Raw genomic sequence first — 17,203 nt, 5'->3', positions numbered from 1 at the left:
CTAGTCGTTCATCTCCGTTAGCATGATGACGGCTTGTGTGCGGTTTTTTACGCCGAGCTTGCGGAAAATCGCCGTCATATGCGCTTTGATGGTGGCTTCTGAAACATTCAATTCGTAGGCGATTTGTTTGTTCAGTAAGCCATCTGACAACATCCCCAACACCTTATATTGCTGGGGCGTTAGCGCGGCAATCTTCTCCGCTAAGTCATTACATGCCGCGTTATTGGTGATCAGCCCTTCTGGAAAATACGGGTCGCCATTGAGCACTTGATTGAGCGCATTCACTAATTCGCGCATGTCGCTCGATTTAGGAATAAAACCAAACGCACCATGGCTTTTCACTTGTGTCACGATCGCTGGCTCTTCACTAGCCGAGACGACGACGATTGGTAAGTCTGGGTGCTCTGCTCGCAAGTGAATCAAGCCAGACATACCATTTGCTCCTGGCATTTTAAGATCCAATAGCACCAAATCTGGTTCTTCTTCTCGCTCTAACAAAGCCAGCAGTGCGTCGAGTGAGTCCGCTTCAAGCAAATTTGCCCCACTGATTGCCATGTGGATAGATTGAAACAAGGCATTACGGAAGAGTGGGTGATCATCTGCAATGATGATGGTGTAGGTCGAATCCATGACGTTAAACACTTTTGACTATTTCGTTAAATTTATTATTGTCCAGCTTTGAGAGAGTGGACAATATTTATTCGCTAAAAGTCTGAACCAAATCGACTTTTATTAGGAAAATTGCATATAAGCGCAATTTTCTCATTCAAATCTGGGTAATAAAAAACGCCAGTGGTCATCACTGGCGTTTGAATATCTGGTGATCAGAATTGTTGGATGTGCTCTAAGAAAGGCTCGGCTTGCATAAAACCGGTTAAACGCGCGTTTGAAACGTGTTCGCCATTCGCATCCCAGAACTCGATGGTTGGCAAGCCAAGTACGTTCATGTGTTTGAGTAACTCAATATCTTGCACTTGGTTCTTGGTTACATCAGCTTGCAAAAGAACAAAGTCTTTTAGCTTGGCTTCGACGTTTGGATCATGGAAGGTGTACTTTTCAAACTCTTTACACGCCACACACCAATCGGCGTAGAAGTCGAGCATCACAGGTTTGCCAGCTGCTTTGGCTAGCGCTAGTTGTTCTTCCAACTCTGCAACATTGGCAATGCGTGTAAAGCTTACGGAAGTTTGTTGAGCTTGCGTTGCGTTATTACCAAACCAGTAATTTAATACTGGCTGTGCTGACGCGAGCAAACCCAATACGGCGATGATGCCAACGGCGCTTTGTTTCCAGCCACCAAACTCCAAGCTGTTTTTCACATGATACAGCCAACCAAAGGCAGCGATGCCCAGTGTTGACCACAGAATTGTTGACCACATTTCTGGCATGATGCGTTCCAACAAGAAGATAGGCGCAGCAAGCAGAATAAAGCCGAACAGCGTTTTCACGCGGTCCATCCAACCGCCGGCTTTTGGTAGCAACTTGTTGCCAAATACCGCTACAAGGATCAACGGAATACCCATGCCCATCGCCAGCGCGTAAAGGGCGACCCCACCAGTGAGTAAGTCGCCACTTTGTGCGACGTAAAGCAGCGCACCAGAGAGTGGGGCGGTAGTACACGGAGAACAAACCAAGCCAGATATTGCCCCCATTGCAAACACGCCAGCACTGCTACCACCTTGCTGCTTGTTACTTAAGTTATTCAGCCACGTTTGCACGCTGCTTGGTAACTGCAATGAGTACAGACCAAACATCGACATAGCTAATGCAATGAACAGTACACTCAAACCAATCAGCACATAAGGGTGTTGCATCGCCGCTTGGAACTGCATACCCGCAGACGCCACTACAAGGCCGAGCAGCGTGTAAGTCAGCGCCATGCCTTGTACGTAAATAAATGACAAACCAAGCGCACGACGTTGGCTCAGTTTGCCGCTACCAAGCACGATGCTGGTGAGAATGGGATACATCGGCAGTACACAAGGGGTAAATGCTAGACCCACACCAAGTGCCAAAAACAACAACGGCGTCCACCACTTGTCGGCTAGATTCGCGGCTAAGCTATCTTGCTCACTGACTGGTACTGAAGTGGTGGTTGATTTTGTTGTTGGCTGTGCTTGTTCTGTCGCTGGTGCCTTGGCAGTCGGTGCTACGGTGTCGGAATTGGATGAAGAAAACGCGCTGATTGGAATCTCACGTGTTTCTGGTGGGTAGCAGAAGCCCGCTTTCGCACAGCCTTGATATTGCACAATGACACGTGCGCCCTCTTGCCAATTACTCAGTGGGATATTGACAAATAGTGGTGTGGTATAGATATGCACATCACCAAAGAATTCATCTTTATGTGGCGTGCCGTTTTCCATTTGCAGTTCGCCCAGTGAGATGTTCTCACCAGACACAGATAAACGCTCTTGATACAGGTAATAACCATCGCGTACCTGCCAATCGAGCATCAATTTGTCGTCTTGCTGGTAGAAATTAAACGGAAATGCCTGATCGACCGGAACAAAGCTGTCGCTGCTGCTACCAAAACTGTTGTTCTGGCTATTGGTAAACTGGTCTTTGCCGAACAAGGCCAAAGACGGAGTGGAAAAGGTAATAAGCCCTAAGAGTAAAACGGAAAGTAATGCGCGCATAAAAGAGTCAATTCATCTTAGATAATTGCCGTTAGTGTAACTCAATCAGACCCGGAGGCGAGTCAATAAGTTTCATGAAAATGAAGATTTATTGAGCATAATTCAAGACGACAGGCAATAAAAAAGGGAGCCGAAGCTCCCCGAGTAAGACTCTGTTTCTACTAGATCAGTAGACCACCGAATGCGAAGCCAAGTGCTACTGCAGAAGCGATGGTTACCACACCAGGTACAAAGAATGGGTGGTTGAATACGTACTTACCGATACGAGTTGAACCCGTGTCGTCCATCTCAACCGCTGCTAGAAGCGTTGGGTAAGTTGGCAGTACGAATAGCGCACTTACTGCTGCGAAAGATGCAACTGCGGTAAGTGGTGCCACACCGATTGCTAGTGCTGCTGGCATCAGCGCAACCGTGGTTGCACCTTGCGAGTAAAGCAGCATTGAAGCGAAGAATAGAACAAGTGCTAGCATCCATGGGTAGTCTGCTAGTAGCGCACCAGCCACTTCTTTGATGCCGTCAACGTGCGCGTTAACGAAGGTAGAACCTAGCCATGCCACACCAAGAACACACACACACGCTGTCATACCAGAGCGGAATGTTGCTGCTGCTGGGATTTTGCCAGCGTCGATTTTACAGCTCATTACGATAGCTGCCGCGGCTGCTAGCATTACTGTCATGATAGCTTCGTTACGACCTAGAGCAGGGTTCTCGATTAGGCCTACTGAACCAGAGATAGCCGCTGCGTAGCACACAACAAAGGCGATCGCGCCTAAGAAGATGAAGGTTGCTTTTTTCGCTGTTGGCAGGATTTCGCGTTTTGCTTCTGTGTTGAGTTTGATTAGGCCTTTTTCTAGACGCTCTTGGTATTCAGAATCGTCTTTTAGCTCACAGCCCATGAAGTTCGCCACGAACGCACCGATCATGCACGCGATGAACGTCGTTGGGATACAGATTGCTAGTAGTGTTAGGTAGTCAACGCCGAATGGGTGCAGCATCGCCGCGAACGCCACTACTGCCGCTGAGATTGGCGAGGCAGTGATCGCGATTTGCGATGCGACAACCGCAATAGACAGTGGACGAGAAGGACGCACACCTTGACCTTTCGCGACTTCTGCAATTACTGGCAATGTAGAGAATGCCGTGTGGCCAGTACCGGCCATCAGCGTCATTAGGTAAGTTACGATAGGCGCATAAAAGGTGATGCGCTCAGGATGCTTGCGCAAAAAGTTTTCAGCAACTTGCACCATCCAGTCTAAACCACCTGCCACTTGCATTGCTGCGATAGCCGTGATGACAGACATGATGATCAAAATTACGTCAACTGGGATGTAAGCTTGGCTTGTTGGCACACCTAAGATCAAAGACAACGCAATGACCCCAGCACCACCAGCAAAACCAATGCCGATACCGCCGATTCTAGCCCCCAAATAGATGAAGAGCAGAACCACGAAGAGTTCGACCATGACCATATTGATACCTCTTTAGTTTTTTATTGATTCTGATTTTTTGAACACTCAGGAACAGGAGTAAATGCTCAGAGAATTAGAACCCAGTGGCCTAATGGCAATAAAAGCATATAAAAAATGTGGTTAACCGTATGAGAGCCTAAAAAAGGGGCCTGAGTGGCCCCCTTCGAATTAGTTATTACTCGTAGCGTTTCGCTTTGTAAGTTGGATGCATGAAGTTTTCGACTGACAAGATTTCATCAAGCTCTTCTGCGGTTAGCAGGCCGCGCTCTAGCACAACTTCGCGAACACTCTTACCGGTTTCCGCACAAATCTTACCTACGATGTCACCTTCGTGGTGGCCGATGTATGGGTTTAGATAAGTGACGATACCGATAGAGTTGTAAACGTAGTTTTCACAAGTCTCTTTATTGACTGTGATGCCATCGATACATTTATCACGTAGGTTCACACACGCATTGTGTAGTAGAGAGATAGACTCAAACATGCTTTGTGCGATAACTGGTTCCATTACGTTTAGCTGTAGCTGACCGCCTTCTGCTGCGAAAGAAACCGTGTTGTCGTTACCTAGAACTTTAAAGCAAACTTGGTTTACTACTTCTGGGATAACTGGGTTTACTTTTGCTGGCATGATTGAAGAACCTGCTTGCATTTCAGGTAGGTTCAATTCATTTAGACCTGCGCGAGGGCCAGAAGAAAGTAGACGAAGGTCGTTACAGATCTTCGATAGTTTCACCGCTAGACGTTTTAGTGCACTGTGCGTCATTACGTATGCGCCACAGTCAGAAGTCGCTTCGATAAGGTCTTCTGCCGCAACAACGTCAAGACCTGTTACTTCCGCTAGGTGTTTTACTGCAAGGGCTTGGTAGCCAGTCGGTGTATTTAGACCTGTACCGATTGCGGTTGCACCTAGGTTGATTTCTAGGAGTAGTTTAGAGGTGTAATCTAGAGCACGAATCTCTTCGTTTAGTGTTACTGCCCAAGCGTGGAACTCTTGACCTACAGTCATCGGTACCGCGTCTTGTAGCTGAGTACGACCCATTTTCAGTACATCTTTAAACTCAATTGCTTTAAGTTCGAATGCGCCTTTTAGGTACTCAATTGCTTCCATTAGTTTGTGTACGCTGTTGTAAACCGCGATACGGAAACCCGTTGGGTACGCACAGTTGGTTGATTGGCTCTTGTTTACGTGGTCATTTGGGTTAACAAATTCGTATTGACCTTTCTCTTTACCCATTAGCTCAAGCGCAACGTTTGCGATCACTTCGTTCGTGTTCATGTTCACTGAAGTGCCCGCACCACCTTGGAATACGTCTGATGGGAACTGATCCATGCACTTGCCAGTTTCTAGGATCAAATCACACGCTTCGATGATGTAGTTTGCAACGTCTTTTGGAATCGCACCAAGTTCTTTGTTTGCCAACGCCGCTGCTTTTTTGGTCATTACCATACCGCGTACAAATTCTGGTACGTCAGAGATGGTCATATTAGAGATGTTGAAGTTCTCGATCGCACGTAGCGTATGAATACCGTAGTACGCATCTGCAGGGACATGACGTTGACCTAATAGATCTTCTTCAATACGAGTGGCTGGGTTTGCTGTTTTTGGAGCATCAGATAGGGTAGCCATAGCAGGATCCTTAGATGATAATTCTGATAATAAAGTTATTTATTAGCCATTTCTGCAATCTAGAATCCGTTCATCAGAATTTTTGGCTGGAAAATCCGTCCTGACTTATGTGGCACATGATACTGCACCTAGCGCATAAAAATAGTAACTAGATCACCTTTTTCGTTTTTCATGAGTCAATAATTTGCAAAGTATGAACGGGTTATTAATAACCCTTTATGGGTACTCGATTTTCCTCGACAAACATGGGTTTTTAGAGTTCGAAATTAGCACTTTAAAAGCACGAAAAAATCGTTATGCAATTGAATGAAACACTCCACTACCTCTTTTTCTGCGTAGGAAGAGACCGGTATGAACACGCTTTTTTACAACGATTCGTTTGAGCTTAGTTCGCTTTTACCATTACACTGAATTAAACAAAGGAGGGCGTGTGTTTCCTATCTTATTATTGGCGTTTATTTTTGTCCCGATCATTGAAATCGGCTTATTTATTCAGGTGGGCGGCTTTTTAGGTTTATGGCCGACTATCGCATTAGTATTAATCACGGCATTTGTCGGTGCATCGTTGGTGCGCAGCCAAGGCATCCAAACTCTGATGTCGGTGCAGGGGCGTCTGGAACAAGGTGAAATTCCAGCCCAGCAAATTTTTGAAGGCGTAATGCTAGCGGTGGCTGGCGTGCTGCTGTTAACACCGGGCTTTATGACCGATGCTCTTGGTATGCTGGTGTTGCTTCCCGCGCCACGCGCCGCGATTGCAAAATACTTGATGAGTAAAATGGTGGTGAAAGCCATGCATGGTGGTGGCTTCCAAGGTGGTTTCTCTAACCAAGGGCCATTTGAGCAAGACCCGTTCCGCCGTGACCCATTTAATTCCCAGTCAGACGATGGCAATACCTTCGAAGGGGAATACGAGCGTAAAGACGATGATGATCGCAACAAGCTCAACTGATTGAGTCAGAGAGTACAGAAAACAAAAGGGGCGCACTAAGCGCCCTTTTTTGTGTTTGGAATTCGTGGCGCTTACAACGCGCCTTCAAATCCCATTTGACGCCATGCTTCAAAAGCAATGATCGCAACGGCGTTCGAAAGGTTTAGGCTGCGCGCATCTGGCATCATTGGAATGCGGATACGCTGCTCCATTGGCAAGCTATCGATGATTTCAGCAGGCAAGCCACGAGTTTCTGGACCAAACATCAAAACATCACCTGCTTGGTATTGCGCATCAACGTGGTGACCTGTGGTTTTGGTGGTGCAGGCAAACAATCGGTAGTTACCTTGTTTCTCTTTCTCTAAATATTCTAAGAATGCTTGATAGTTCTTATGACGCGTTACGCGAGCTAAATCATGGTAATCCAAACCAGCGCGGCGGACTTTCTTCTCTTCAAGATCGAAACCCAGAGGTTCAATTAAGTGAAGGTTTGCACCGCAGTTGGCACAAAGTCGAATGATGTTGCCGGTGTTCGGCGCGATTTCTGGTTCGTATAAAGCGATATCAAACATGGTATTGAAATAGAGTTGGTCAAATAGAGAGGCAGTATATACCCAAGTCAGCAAGATATGCGAGATTCAGCAAGATTGACTTGGGTATGAAAGCAGTCATTAGCGCGGACGCTAATACCGTAAGTATCGATGCTCTTTATAATAGAGCGTGAGCGTAATTTTCTTCAACCGATCGCCAATTAACGACGTTCCACCATGCATCAATGTATTCTGGGCGACGGTTTTGGTAGCTGATGTAATACGCGTGCTCCCACACGTCAAGAGCGAGAATTGGCTCGCCGCGTACATCCACTACGTCCATCAGAGGGTTGTCTTGATTGCTGGTGGACGTAATGTGAATCTCACCATTTTTTACGATCAACCATGCAAAGCCAGAACCAAAGGTATTAATCGCGGCTTGGGCAAACGCTTCTTTAAATTGCGCAAAGCTACCAAATTTATCGTTAATTGCCTGAGCAAGTGCGCCTTGAGGCTCACCGCCACCGTTTGGTGACATGCAATTCCAATAAATGATGTGGTTGTAGTAGCCGCCGCCATTATTACGCACTGCAGGGCTGAGCTTAGAGATATTGTCAAAGATCTCGTCTAATGACTGAGTTTCGAGCTCGCTCCCTTCAACGGCACTTACGAACTTATCGAAATAAGTCTTGTGATGTTTGCTGTAATGCACTTCCATGGTTTTCGCGTCGATGTACGGCTCTAGTGAATCGTACGGGTAAGGCAGAGCGGGAAATGTATGTGACATAGTAAATCCTCCTTAATTGGAAAATTTACTTTAATGCTAACGATAATCATTATCAACTTTGATCTTTGTAAGGGTATTCGAAGGCGTTCCCACCCAATTTCTAAAGTGAAGATGAAGCCGTGAATCTCTCACTCTAGAAATAGGGTGTGGCTTACTGTTAGCTCATCGGCTTGAAGTTAACGATTGATAGGTAAGGTGATACTCATGCGCAATCCGCCTAACGGACTTCGGCTGGCCGCGATCGTTCCACTGTGCTGGCGGATGGCACTTTCGGTAATGGTTAGGCCGAGACCCGTGCCGCCGGAGTGGCGATCGCGGGCAGTCGAAACGCGATAAAACGGGCGAAAAATCGCGGCTAATTCTTCTTCTGGAACGCCCTCGCCATTGTCATCAACCGTGATATGCAGCGTATCATCATCGGCCTTGATGTCGATTTGCACCTCATCTTTCCCGTAATAGATGGCGTTACGAACGATGTTTTCCACCGCACTCATCAGCAGTTTAGGATTGCCGGAGATACTTCGTTTTGGCAGTTCAGAATAGTGTAGGTGCTTGCCCATTTGCTCAGCTTCAAACTGCGCATCTTTAATGATCTCTTCCCACAAACTTTCCAGTGGCTGCGTTTCGCGAGTCATATGGCTGTTCGCCTGCATGCGAGACAGTTCAAGCAATTCGCTGATCATCTGTTCCAGGCGCTGCGCTTCGGTATCGATACGAGTCAGTTCTGGGCTTTCGCCCTGCTTACGCGTCGCTAATGCGCTCGCCATGCGTAGGCGAGTTAAAGGTGAGCGCAACTCGTGAGAGATATCGGATAGCAGGCGTTGCTGTCCTGAAATCATCTGATTGACCGCCTCGACCATCTGGTTGAAGCTGCTGCCAGCCTGACGAAACTCTGCTGTGCCTTTTTCTAAATTTGGGTCTGTGACAAATTCGCCTTTCGCGACACGTTGAGCGGCGGCTTCAAGACGACGCGCTGGCTGACTCAATGCCCAAGCAAGCCATAACAGCAAGGGTGTACTAACCAGCATGACCGCGAGCAATAGCTGGAATGGGTGATCAAACAGACGCAAGAGTAGTGGTGGTGGCTCATTCCACTTGAAGCCTACATACATCAAGATATCGGAGCCAGCCAAAGTAATTGGGATTGGACCTGCAATCATGTATCGACCATACAGTTTCTGCTTTGGCTGGTTGTAATCTTCGATACTGGTGACAAAGTTTTGCATGGCACGCAATTGGAAGTTACTGCGTTTTTCTGTCGTAAGAACATTACCGCTGTAGTCAGAAAAAAATACGCGCGGACGAGGGTCATGCTTACCGTGACGGTTACCCTCGATACGAAATAGTATTCGACCTAAATCAGTTTGCTGGTTGTATTTTTGTTGGATTGCGTCACGCGTTTCTACCATACGTTTATAGTGCTCTTCTGGAATGTCGCGAGCTTTGCGAGGGTCCAAATGTGGCAGTGATAGCACGGCTATCAACACCAATAACATAGTGAACCAAAAAATGGCAAAGATGCGTCCATACAAGCTATTGATGTTTGGCAGTTTGATGCGTGATAGGCGCATTAATCCTCCTCAAGCAGCATATAGCCACGACCACGCAGGGTTTTGATTCGCGGCTTGCCATTGCTCTGATCTGGTAATTTTTTACGTAAGTTCGAAACATGCATATCGATCGCGCGATCAAAAGCGGCGAGTCGTTTACCAAGCACATCTAAGCTCAATGTTTCTTTAGTTAGCACTTGTCCTGGGTTTTGCACAAAGTGGGTCAACAGAGCAAACTCGGTTGCTGTGAGATCGAGCAACTGTTGATCGCAGTATGCTTCTTGTTTACCTGGGTAAAGACGGAGCTCTTGATACTCAATGCAATCGCTGTTTTTGGTATTTTTTTGTGTGCTGCTGGTACGGCGTAAGATCGCACGGATACGCGCTAACAGTTCACGGTCGCTAAAAGGTTTCGGTAAATAATCATCCGCGCCTAGCTCTAAACCGATCACGCGGTCAATTTCTTCCCCTTTAGCGGTCAGCATCAAGACAGGAGTTTCCCAGTTTTCACGCAAGCGTTTAAGGGTTTCCATGCCATTTAGCTTCGGCATCATGACATCCAACAAAATCAAATCAATCTTATCATTGACCGCAGCTAAGCCTGCTTCGCCATCATTTGCTTCGCTGACGTCAAATCCTTCGAAACTGAGTACTTCTTTTAATAAGCTGGTTAGCTCGATATCGTCATCAATTAAAAGAATGTTTGCCATGGGGGCGCCTATAGTAAGTTACCGATAGCTTAATATTACATTGGAATGATGTGCTGCGAAGAGGGTAAAAATCACTCTTTACGATTCTTTACGCTCCCTATACGTCGCTTTACCTAGTGAGTCGTATTCTATACTCAAGCGCTGTGAGAACAGCTCAGAAGAATCACTCACCTGTGTAAGGAATCAAATTATGAAATCTGCAAAAAAACTTGTGTTAGCTGCTGTTGTTCTACCTCTTACTCTCGGCGCAGCAAGCGCATTCGCTTACGGTGGTAAAAACCATCATCAAGGCCCGCGTGATGAATGTGGCATGGGAATGGACCGCGGCATTATGCGTGATTTGAATTTGACGGATGCTCAAAAAGATCAGCTTAAGTCTTTCCGTGAAGCAAGCCGCGCACAGATGAAAGGCAAATATTCTGAAAATCGCGAAGCTCGTATGGCTGAGCGACAAGCACACCACGCAAAAATGCAGTCACTCTTACTAGCGGATAGTTTTGATGAAGCGCAAGCGACCGCATTAGCAAAAGAAATGGTTGAGCGCCAAACTGAGCACCGTGTGCAAATGCTAGAAAGAAAGCACCAAATGCTGAGCGTATTAACGCCAGAACAAAAAGCAGAGTTTGTGAAGTTGCAAAATGAACGCATGCAAGAGTGTGGCGACAGAATGCATAAGCGCATGGAAAAATACCGCAATAATTAAGTCATGAATTGATGTTATACAAAGAGGCAGCCATTGGTTGCCTCTTTTTGATCTGGTTATTTCATGGGCATTCAATATACTCAACGTATGGTTTGAGTTAACTCTTTGATTATGAAACAGCAATATGCACGTTTAGTGACGACCGCAGCTTGGACTGCAACTATTGTGGCGACTCTTCTCTTGATTGTAAAAGTCATCACATGGTGGGTAACCGGCTCAGTTAGCCTATTGGCATCACTGATCGACTCAATGTTGGATATCGCCGCGTCGGTGGTAAATCTCGTTGTTGTCCGTTATGCCTTACAACCAGCAGACCGCGAACATACGTTTGGGCATGGTAAAGCTGAGTCTCTAGCGGCCTTGGCTCAGGCGATGTTTATTTCGGGGTCGGCGGTGTTTTTGATCCTGAACGGGATTGACCGATTTTTCCGTCCACACGCACTACATGCGCCGGAGCTCGGTGTTTATGTATCGCTGTTTGCGATTGTGGTCACACTTGGCTTGGTGATGTTCCAAAAACATGTGGTACGCGTGACAGGGAGCCAAGCAATCGCGGCAGATTCTCTGCATTATCAGACTGATTTGTATATGAACGCTGCGATCATGGTGGCTCTGGGACTCAGCTACTTTGGCGTGACACAAGCGGATGCGGTGTTTGCGATTGGCATTGGTGTCTTCATTCTTTACAGCGCCTTCAAAATGGTCAGCGAAGCGATTCAGACGTTATTAGACCGAAAGCTGCCGGATTCCGAATTGGAGCAAATCCGCAATGAATGTTTGAATGTGAAAGGGGTTCTTGGGGTTCATCAACTGCGTACCCGTATGTCAGGGCCGACACGCTTTATTCAGTTGCACTTGGAGTTAGACGATAACTTACGTTTAATCGAAGCGCACTATATTGCCGATAAAGTTGAGGAAAACCTTTTAGCTTTGTTTCCTGATGCGGATGTTTTGATCCATCAAGATCCATTGTCTGTCGTTTTTGGGCCAGAGAAAGAGCAAAAAGCGCAAGATTGGTAGGGCTCGAAAAATCCATAAGTGCCTGACGACAAACAGGCACTTATTGACTATCTTTCCATCAATACTTATTAAGATTCGTGATCCTGATGTGAATCAACAAAGTTTCATAGAGAAACTGTAATACTCTTACATAAGTAGAAAAGTTACATAAAAAAGTGCGTTTTCATTGGTAATCCTGTAGAGGAAATGTAACATAACGCACAGTTCTGGATTATGCAGGTTGCTTGGTAACAAGGGGCCTAAAAGAAAATTAAATAATTGATTGCCAAAGATCGAGGGTGAGCATGATTAAGAAGATCGGTGTTTTAACAAGTGGCGGTGACGCACCTGGTATGAACGCGGCGATACGCGGCGTAGTACGTACAGCACTATCCGAGGGATTGGAAGTATTCGGTGTGTACGACGGCTACCTAGGCCTATACGAAGGCCGCATCGAGAAGCTAGATCGTTCTAGCGTTTCAGATGTGATCAACAAAGGTGGTACGTTCCTAGGTTCTGCACGTTTCCCTGAATTCAAAGAAGTGGAAGTGCGTGAAAAAGCGATTGAGAACCTGAAAAAACATGGTATTGATGCGCTAGTCGTGATCGGTGGTGACGGTTCGTACATGGGTGCGAAGAAACTGACTGAAATGGGTTACCCATGTATCGGTCTGCCAGGCACAATCGACAACGATATCGCTGGTACTGACTACACAGTGGGCTACCTAAGTGCACTAAACACAGTTATCGATGCGATCGACCGTCTACGTGATACTTCTTCATCTCACCAACGTATTTCAATTGTAGAAATCATGGGTCGTCACTGTGGTGACCTAACTCTGATGTCTGCAATCGCGGGTGGTTGTGAGTACATCATCACTCCAGAAACTGGCCTAGACAAAGACAAGCTGATCAGCAACATCCAAGACGGCATCGCAAAAGGTAAGAAACACGCAATCATCGCGTTGACTGAGCTAATGATGGATGCCAATGAACTGGCTCGTGACATCGAAGCGGCGACAGGTCGTGAAACTCGTGCAACAGTACTTGGTCACATCCAACGTGGTGGTCGTCCAACGGCATTTGACCGCGTTCTAGCATCTCGCATGGGTAACTACGCTGTTCACCTACTGCTTGAAGGTCATGGCGGTCGCTGTGTAGGTATCGTGAAAGAGCAACTTGTTCACCACGACATCATCGACGCGATCGAAAACATGAAGCGTCCAGTACGCAACGATCTATACAAAGTTGCTGAAGAACTGTTCTAAGCAAGTTTGAAATAGATAAAGAAAAACCGCGGCTTTCCGCGGTTTTTTTTGTATTTGAGTATCAGCAAAAGGAAGCTGACGCATCGGACAAAATCTTACGAAGCGCTGCTCTGTTCAATGAGCGTCAATTTACGTTCGCGCAGTGCAAACATATAGCCAAGTAGGCCACCTAACGTATTCCCCACTGCGATACCTATAAACAAGCCTTCAATACTGTAAATTTGGCTTCCGATCCATGCCGATGGCAGGGTAAACACAAACAAACGCATAAAGCTCCATTGGAATGCTCGTAATGGTTTGTGCATCGCATTCAACCCACTGATTAACATCATCACAATGCCTTGAAAACCATAACTGAACGGCACCACAAGCAGGTAATGCCACAGCAGATTTTTAACTGCTTCTTCCTGCGAGAACAATGCCGCTAGAGGAATACTCAATGGCACCATCATCAAGAAGATAAACCCTTGGAACACCACCGCAAAACGCATGCTGATAAATAAGCCGGAAAAGGCGCGTTGAGGGTTTTTCGCCCCTAAGTTTTGTGCCATGAATGGCGTGAGTGCTGAGGTCAGAGACATCAAGACTAGGATCAAAATAGACTCAATACGCTGCGCCGCACCGTAAGCCGCAACTGCTGCCGTACCGTGGCTGGATAAAAGCATCATCAAAATTGCGCCCGACAATGGATTCATCGCGTTCGACAGTGCGGCAGGAGTGCCGATTTTTAACGTTTGCTGCCAATCTTGTTTCAGCAAGGACCATTGGGGTTGAGCGAGCAACTTTTCGCGTTTAACTAGCACATAGAGTGAGCCACATAGTGCACCTAACCAGCTAAAAGCACTGGCTATTGCCGCACCTTGGATGCCAAGCTCGGGGAATGGGCCAAGTCCGAAGATCAGTAGTGGATCGAGCATGCCGTTAATCAAGCCCGCCAACATCATGATTTTGGCGGGTGTTTTTGTATCCCCAGATGCTCGTATCGCGCTATTGCCCGCCATTGGGATCACCAACAATGGAATGGTGATATACCACACCTGCATGTACTCTTCGATGAGTGGAATTAGGTCGTCGGCTGCGCCAAGAAAGCGGAACAGTGGTGCAATGGTGGCAAAGCCAATCGAAGAGGCGATAGCCACGAGTAACACCGCTAACAACAAACCGTGAGTGGTAAACCGAGCGGCTTGTGGGGCGTGACCTTGTCCAAGTAAGCGACCAATATTGGTCGAAAGACCCATCCCTATCCCCATCGTGATGCAGTTAACCGCAAAGGTTACAGGGAAGGTATAGCTGATCGCCGCTAGCGCTTGAGTACCAAGCAACGATATAAAAAACGTGTCCACCAAGTTAAACATCAAAATCGCGATCATGCCCATGGTCATGGGGACGGTCATTTTCCGCAGCGTTTCAGGAATGGGTGCGGTCAACAAACCATGCTTATCGGTCGCTTGGGGTTCCAGCTTGTTATTTTCCTGCATGTATGACAACTATGTGGTGAGCAAACTGCAAGGATACAAGAAAGCGAGATGCTGGGCGAGTGAGCATTTCGAACGCAAACCGTTGCTTAGTTGTTCGTTATTTTAACTAAGTCACAAAAATTTTGTGCCACCCCCTTGGGATCGCTGCTTCGACCCCTTATATAGGGATCACGTGTCTGGGGCTACAGTCCCTAAGGACAATTATCAAATAAACATGGAAATTTTCAGGAGAGACGACCGATGAACATTCGTCCATTACATGACCGAGTTATCGTTGAACGTAAAGAAGTTGAATCTAAGTCTGCTGGTGGCATCGTTCTGACTGGTTCTGCTGCAGAAAAATCAACTCGCGGTGTTGTTCTAGCTGTGGGTAAAGGCCGCATCCTAGAAAACGGCACAGTACTGCCGCTGGACGTTAAAGTTGGTGATACTGTTATCTTCGCTGAAGGTTACGGTACAAAAACTGAAAAAATCGACGGTAAAGAAGTGCTTGTCATGTCTGAAAACGACATCATGGCGATCGTTGAATAATAGCAATCATTGAGTAATTTTTTGCTCAGATTCAATTACGAAATTACACACAAAGAATTTTAGAAAGGAAATCAAAGATGGCTGCTAAAGACGTTAAATTTGGTAATGACGCACGAGTTAAAATGCTAGAAGGTGTAAACGTTCTGGCTGACGCAGTAAAAGTAACACTGGGTCCAAAAGGACGTAATGTCGTTCTAGACAAATCTTTTGGTGCACCGACTATCACGAAAGATGGTGTATCAGTAGCTCGTGAAATTGAACTGGAAGATAAATTCCAGAACATGGGCGCACAAATGGTTAAAGAAGTTGCGTCTAAAGCAAACGACGCGGCAGGTGACGGTACAACAACAGCAACAGTACTAGCACAATCTATCGTAAACGAAGGTCTAAAAGCAGTCGCAGCGGGTATGAACCCAATGGACCTTAAGCGCGGTATCGACAAAGCAGTAGCAGCAGCAGTAGAGCAACTAAAAGAGCTTTCTGTTGAATGTAACGACACGAAAGCGATCGCACAGGTTGGTACTATCTCTGCAAACTCAGACGCAAGCGTAGGTAACATCATTGCTGAAGCAATGGAACGTGTGGGCCGTGATGGCGTGATCACTGTTGAAGAAGGTCAGGCTCTACAAGACGAGCTAGACGTAGTAGAAGGTATGCAGTTCGACCGCGGTTACCTATCTCCTTACTTCATCAACAACCAAGAGTCAGGCAGTGTTGATCTAGAAAACCCATTCATCCTGCTAGTTGATAAGAAGATCTCAAACATTCGTGAACTTCTTCCAACGTTAGAAGCTGTAGCGAAAGCGTCTCGTCCACTGCTTATCATCGCAGAGGATGTAGAAGGCGAAGCGCTAGCAACATTGGTTGTCAACAACATGCGTGGAATCGTGAAAGTTGCAGCAGTGAAAGCACCTGGCTTCGGTGACCGTCGTAAAGCAATGCTACAAGACATCGCGATCCTAACTGGCGGTACTGTGATTTCTGAAGAAATCGGTCTAGAGCTTGAAAAAGTAGCACTAGAAGATCTAGGTCAAGCGAAGCGTGTTTCTATCACGAAAGAAAACACGACTATCATCGATGGTATCGGTGAAGAAGAGATGATCTCTGGCCGCGTAGCTCAAATTCGTCAACAAATCGAAGACGCAACTTCAGACTACGACAAAGAGAAACTACAAGAGCGCGTAGCGAAACTGGCTGGCGGTGTTGCAGTAATCAAAGTTGGTGCAGCAACTGAAGTTGAAATGAAAGAGAAGAAAGACCGTGTAGAAGATGCGCTAGCCGCAACTCGTGCAGCGGTTGAAGAAGGTGTTGTTGCTGGTGGTGGTGTTGCACTTATCCGCGCGGCATCTAAGATTGCTCACCTAACGGGTGACAACGAAGAGCAAAACGTTGGTATCCGCGTTGCACTACGTGCAATGGAAGCGCCAATCCGTCAAATCACGAAGAACGCAGGTGAGGAAGACTCAGTGGTTGCGAACAACGTGAAAGCGGGTGAAGGCTCTTACGGTTACAACGCGGCAACAGGCGAATACGGCGACATGCTAGAGATGGGTATTCTAGACCCAACGAAAGTAACTCGTTCTGCGCTACAGTTCGCAGCATCGGTTGCGGGTCTGATGATCACGACTGAAGCAATGGTTACTGACCTACCGCAAAAAGACGCACCAGCGATGCCTGACATGGGCGGCATGGGTGGCATGGGCGGTATGGGTGGCATGATGTAAGCCAGCTTATCTCTTTGCTCTAAGGGAATCCTTATAGCGGAAAGATAACCGACCAAACCTTTAAAAGTCGAGGCATTTGCCTCGACTTTTTTATGCGCGTTATCCGAGAAATATAGCATTCTGATGTGGCTTCGATTGTGAGAGGCGAGTTCAAGAAATGTCAGTGGAAAAACATGAAAATAGAAGCGATAAAATTTTTTCTTTTGAGTCAGATGGTTAAATCTGACCTACCGCTAACACTTTTTGAACGTGGATAGCGCAAA

Annotated in this window: 15 protein-coding genes; 6 read left to right on the top strand and 9 right to left on the bottom strand. The window is 46.6% G+C overall.

Annotation, left to right across the window (positions count from 1 at the left end; translation table 11 throughout):
* The 4 genes from NL645_RS20865 to aspA all read right to left on the bottom strand — a co-directional run bounded on the left by NL645_RS20865 (position 1) and on the right by aspA (position 5,732).
* Positions 1–630 (bottom strand): response regulator transcription factor, encoded by a 630-nt coding sequence (locus NL645_RS20865; protein ID WP_005397542.1) that lies wholly within the window; start codon positions 628–630, stop codon positions 1–3.
* Between the two features lie 194 nt (positions 631–824).
* Positions 825–2,636 carry a protein-disulfide reductase DsbD gene (locus NL645_RS20860; protein WP_253652325.1) on the bottom strand — a complete coding sequence of 604 codons (1,812 nt, stop codon included), beginning with the start codon at positions 2,634–2,636 and terminating at the stop codon, positions 825–827.
* Between the two features lie 161 nt (positions 2,637–2,797).
* Entirely contained in the window at positions 2,798–4,105 is a 1,308-nt protein-coding gene (locus tag NL645_RS20855; protein ID WP_065646964.1) for an anaerobic C4-dicarboxylate transporter, read from the bottom strand.
* Between the two features lie 175 nt (positions 4,106–4,280).
* Positions 4,281–5,732: an aspartate ammonia-lyase gene (aspA, locus tag NL645_RS20850; RefSeq protein WP_005397540.1), complete on the bottom strand. Its 1,452-nt coding sequence runs from the start codon at positions 5,730–5,732 to the stop codon at positions 4,281–4,283.
* 430 nt (positions 5,733–6,162) lie between these two features.
* Here aspA and NL645_RS20845 point away from each other — a divergent pair, with 430 nt between their 5' ends.
* Complete coding sequence (locus NL645_RS20845; RefSeq protein WP_253652324.1) at positions 6,163–6,681, top strand: FxsA family protein; 519 nt, start codon at positions 6,163–6,165, stop codon at positions 6,679–6,681.
* A 71-nt stretch (positions 6,682–6,752) separates the two neighbouring features.
* Here the strand turns inward: NL645_RS20845 and trmL are convergent, their stop codons facing one another.
* The 4 genes from trmL to NL645_RS20825 form a co-directional block, all read right to left on the bottom strand.
* The gene (gene trmL, locus NL645_RS20840) at positions 6,753–7,232 is read right to left on the bottom strand and encodes a tRNA (uridine(34)/cytosine(34)/5-carboxymethylaminomethyluridine(34)-2'-O)-methyltransferase TrmL (protein ID WP_005382381.1); all 480 of its coding nucleotides are present in this window, start codon (positions 7,230–7,232) and stop codon (positions 6,753–6,755) included.
* Positions 7,233–7,368: 136 nt separating this feature from the next.
* Entirely contained in the window at positions 7,369–7,977 is a 609-nt protein-coding gene (locus NL645_RS20835; RefSeq protein ID WP_253652323.1) for a superoxide dismutase, read from the bottom strand.
* Between the two features lie 176 nt (positions 7,978–8,153).
* Positions 8,154–9,548 carry an envelope stress sensor histidine kinase CpxA gene (gene cpxA / locus NL645_RS20830; RefSeq protein WP_145474444.1) on the bottom strand — a complete coding sequence of 465 codons (1,395 nt, stop codon included), beginning with the start codon at positions 9,546–9,548 and terminating at the stop codon, positions 8,154–8,156.
* Complete coding sequence (locus NL645_RS20825) at positions 9,548–10,237, bottom strand: response regulator (RefSeq protein WP_005397534.1); 690 nt, start codon at positions 10,235–10,237, stop codon at positions 9,548–9,550. The genes cpxA and NL645_RS20825 overlap by 1 nt, the downstream gene beginning before the upstream one ends.
* Positions 10,238–10,427: 190 nt before the next feature.
* On the opposite strand from NL645_RS20825, the gene NL645_RS20820 reads away from it, so the two are divergent.
* The 3 genes from NL645_RS20820 to pfkA all read left to right on the top strand — a co-directional run bounded on the left by NL645_RS20820 (position 10,428) and on the right by pfkA (position 13,207).
* On the top strand, positions 10,428–10,940 hold the full coding sequence (locus tag NL645_RS20820; RefSeq protein ID WP_253652322.1) for a CpxP family protein: 513 nt from the start codon (positions 10,428–10,430) through the stop codon (positions 10,938–10,940).
* A 111-nt stretch (positions 10,941–11,051) separates the two neighbouring features.
* Positions 11,052–11,960 carry a CDF family cation-efflux transporter FieF gene (gene fieF / locus NL645_RS20815; RefSeq protein ID WP_005397530.1) on the top strand — a complete coding sequence of 303 codons (909 nt, stop codon included), beginning with the start codon at positions 11,052–11,054 and terminating at the stop codon, positions 11,958–11,960.
* 284 nt (positions 11,961–12,244) lie between these two features.
* The gene (gene pfkA / locus NL645_RS20810) at positions 12,245–13,207 is read left to right on the top strand and encodes a 6-phosphofructokinase (protein WP_048626679.1); all 963 of its coding nucleotides are present in this window, start codon (positions 12,245–12,247) and stop codon (positions 13,205–13,207) included.
* 95 nt (positions 13,208–13,302) lie between these two features.
* On the opposite strand, the gene NL645_RS20805 is transcribed toward pfkA, so the two are convergent.
* Positions 13,303–14,685 carry an MATE family efflux transporter gene (locus NL645_RS20805; RefSeq protein ID WP_253652321.1) on the bottom strand — a complete coding sequence of 461 codons (1,383 nt, stop codon included), beginning with the start codon at positions 14,683–14,685 and terminating at the stop codon, positions 13,303–13,305.
* A 240-nt stretch (positions 14,686–14,925) separates the two neighbouring features.
* Between NL645_RS20805 and NL645_RS20800 the strand changes: the two genes are divergently transcribed.
* Together NL645_RS20800 and groL are read left to right on the top strand one after the other, a co-directional pair.
* Positions 14,926–15,216 carry a co-chaperone GroES gene (locus tag NL645_RS20800; protein ID WP_005381516.1) on the top strand — a complete coding sequence of 97 codons (291 nt, stop codon included), beginning with the start codon at positions 14,926–14,928 and terminating at the stop codon, positions 15,214–15,216.
* 77 nt (positions 15,217–15,293) lie between these two features.
* On the top strand, positions 15,294–16,940 hold the full coding sequence (groL, locus tag NL645_RS20795; RefSeq protein ID WP_005381509.1) for a chaperonin GroEL: 1,647 nt from the start codon (positions 15,294–15,296) through the stop codon (positions 16,938–16,940).
* Positions 16,941–17,203 lie beyond the last annotated feature (263 nt).

The organism is Vibrio sp. Y51_MX_L26, from assembly GCF_024181935.1.
GTDB classification, from domain to species: Bacteria; Pseudomonadota; Gammaproteobacteria; order Enterobacterales; family Vibrionaceae; genus Vibrio; species Vibrio diabolicus.
Note: the sequence above shows the minus strand (reverse complement) of the source record. Positions and strands in the feature narration are given on the sequence as shown.

Excerpts from the sequence above, each read along its gene's own strand:
- NL645_RS20865 (WP_005397542.1), bottom strand. The coding sequence starts at position 630 with ATGGATTCGACCTACACCATCATCATTGCAGATGATCACCCACTCTTC.
- NL645_RS20860 (WP_253652325.1), bottom strand. The coding sequence starts at position 2,636 with ATGCGCGCATTACTTTCCGTTTTACTCTTAGGGCTTATTACCTTTTCC.
- NL645_RS20855 (WP_065646964.1), bottom strand. The coding sequence starts at position 4,105 with ATGGTCATGGTCGAACTCTTCGTGGTTCTGCTCTTCATCTATTTGGGG.
- aspA (WP_005397540.1), bottom strand. The coding sequence starts at position 5,732 with ATGGCTACCCTATCTGATGCTCCAAAAACAGCAAACCCAGCCACTCGT.
- trmL (WP_005382381.1), bottom strand. The coding sequence starts at position 7,232 with ATGTTTGATATCGCTTTATACGAACCAGAAATCGCGCCGAACACCGGC.
- NL645_RS20835 (WP_253652323.1), bottom strand. The coding sequence starts at position 7,977 with ATGTCACATACATTTCCCGCTCTGCCTTACCCGTACGATTCACTAGAG.
- cpxA (WP_145474444.1), bottom strand. The coding sequence starts at position 9,548 with ATGCGCCTATCACGCATCAAACTGCCAAACATCAATAGCTTGTATGGA.
- NL645_RS20825 (WP_005397534.1), bottom strand. The coding sequence starts at position 10,237 with ATGGCAAACATTCTTTTAATTGATGACGATATCGAGCTAACCAGCTTA.
- NL645_RS20820 (WP_253652322.1), top strand. The coding sequence starts at position 10,428 with ATGAAATCTGCAAAAAAACTTGTGTTAGCTGCTGTTGTTCTACCTCTT.
- fieF (WP_005397530.1), top strand. The coding sequence starts at position 11,052 with ATGAAACAGCAATATGCACGTTTAGTGACGACCGCAGCTTGGACTGCA.
- pfkA (WP_048626679.1), top strand. The coding sequence starts at position 12,245 with ATGATTAAGAAGATCGGTGTTTTAACAAGTGGCGGTGACGCACCTGGT.
- NL645_RS20805 (WP_253652321.1), bottom strand. The coding sequence starts at position 14,685 with ATGCAGGAAAATAACAAGCTGGAACCCCAAGCGACCGATAAGCATGGT.
- NL645_RS20800 (WP_005381516.1), top strand. The coding sequence starts at position 14,926 with ATGAACATTCGTCCATTACATGACCGAGTTATCGTTGAACGTAAAGAA.
- groL (WP_005381509.1), top strand. The coding sequence starts at position 15,294 with ATGGCTGCTAAAGACGTTAAATTTGGTAATGACGCACGAGTTAAAATG.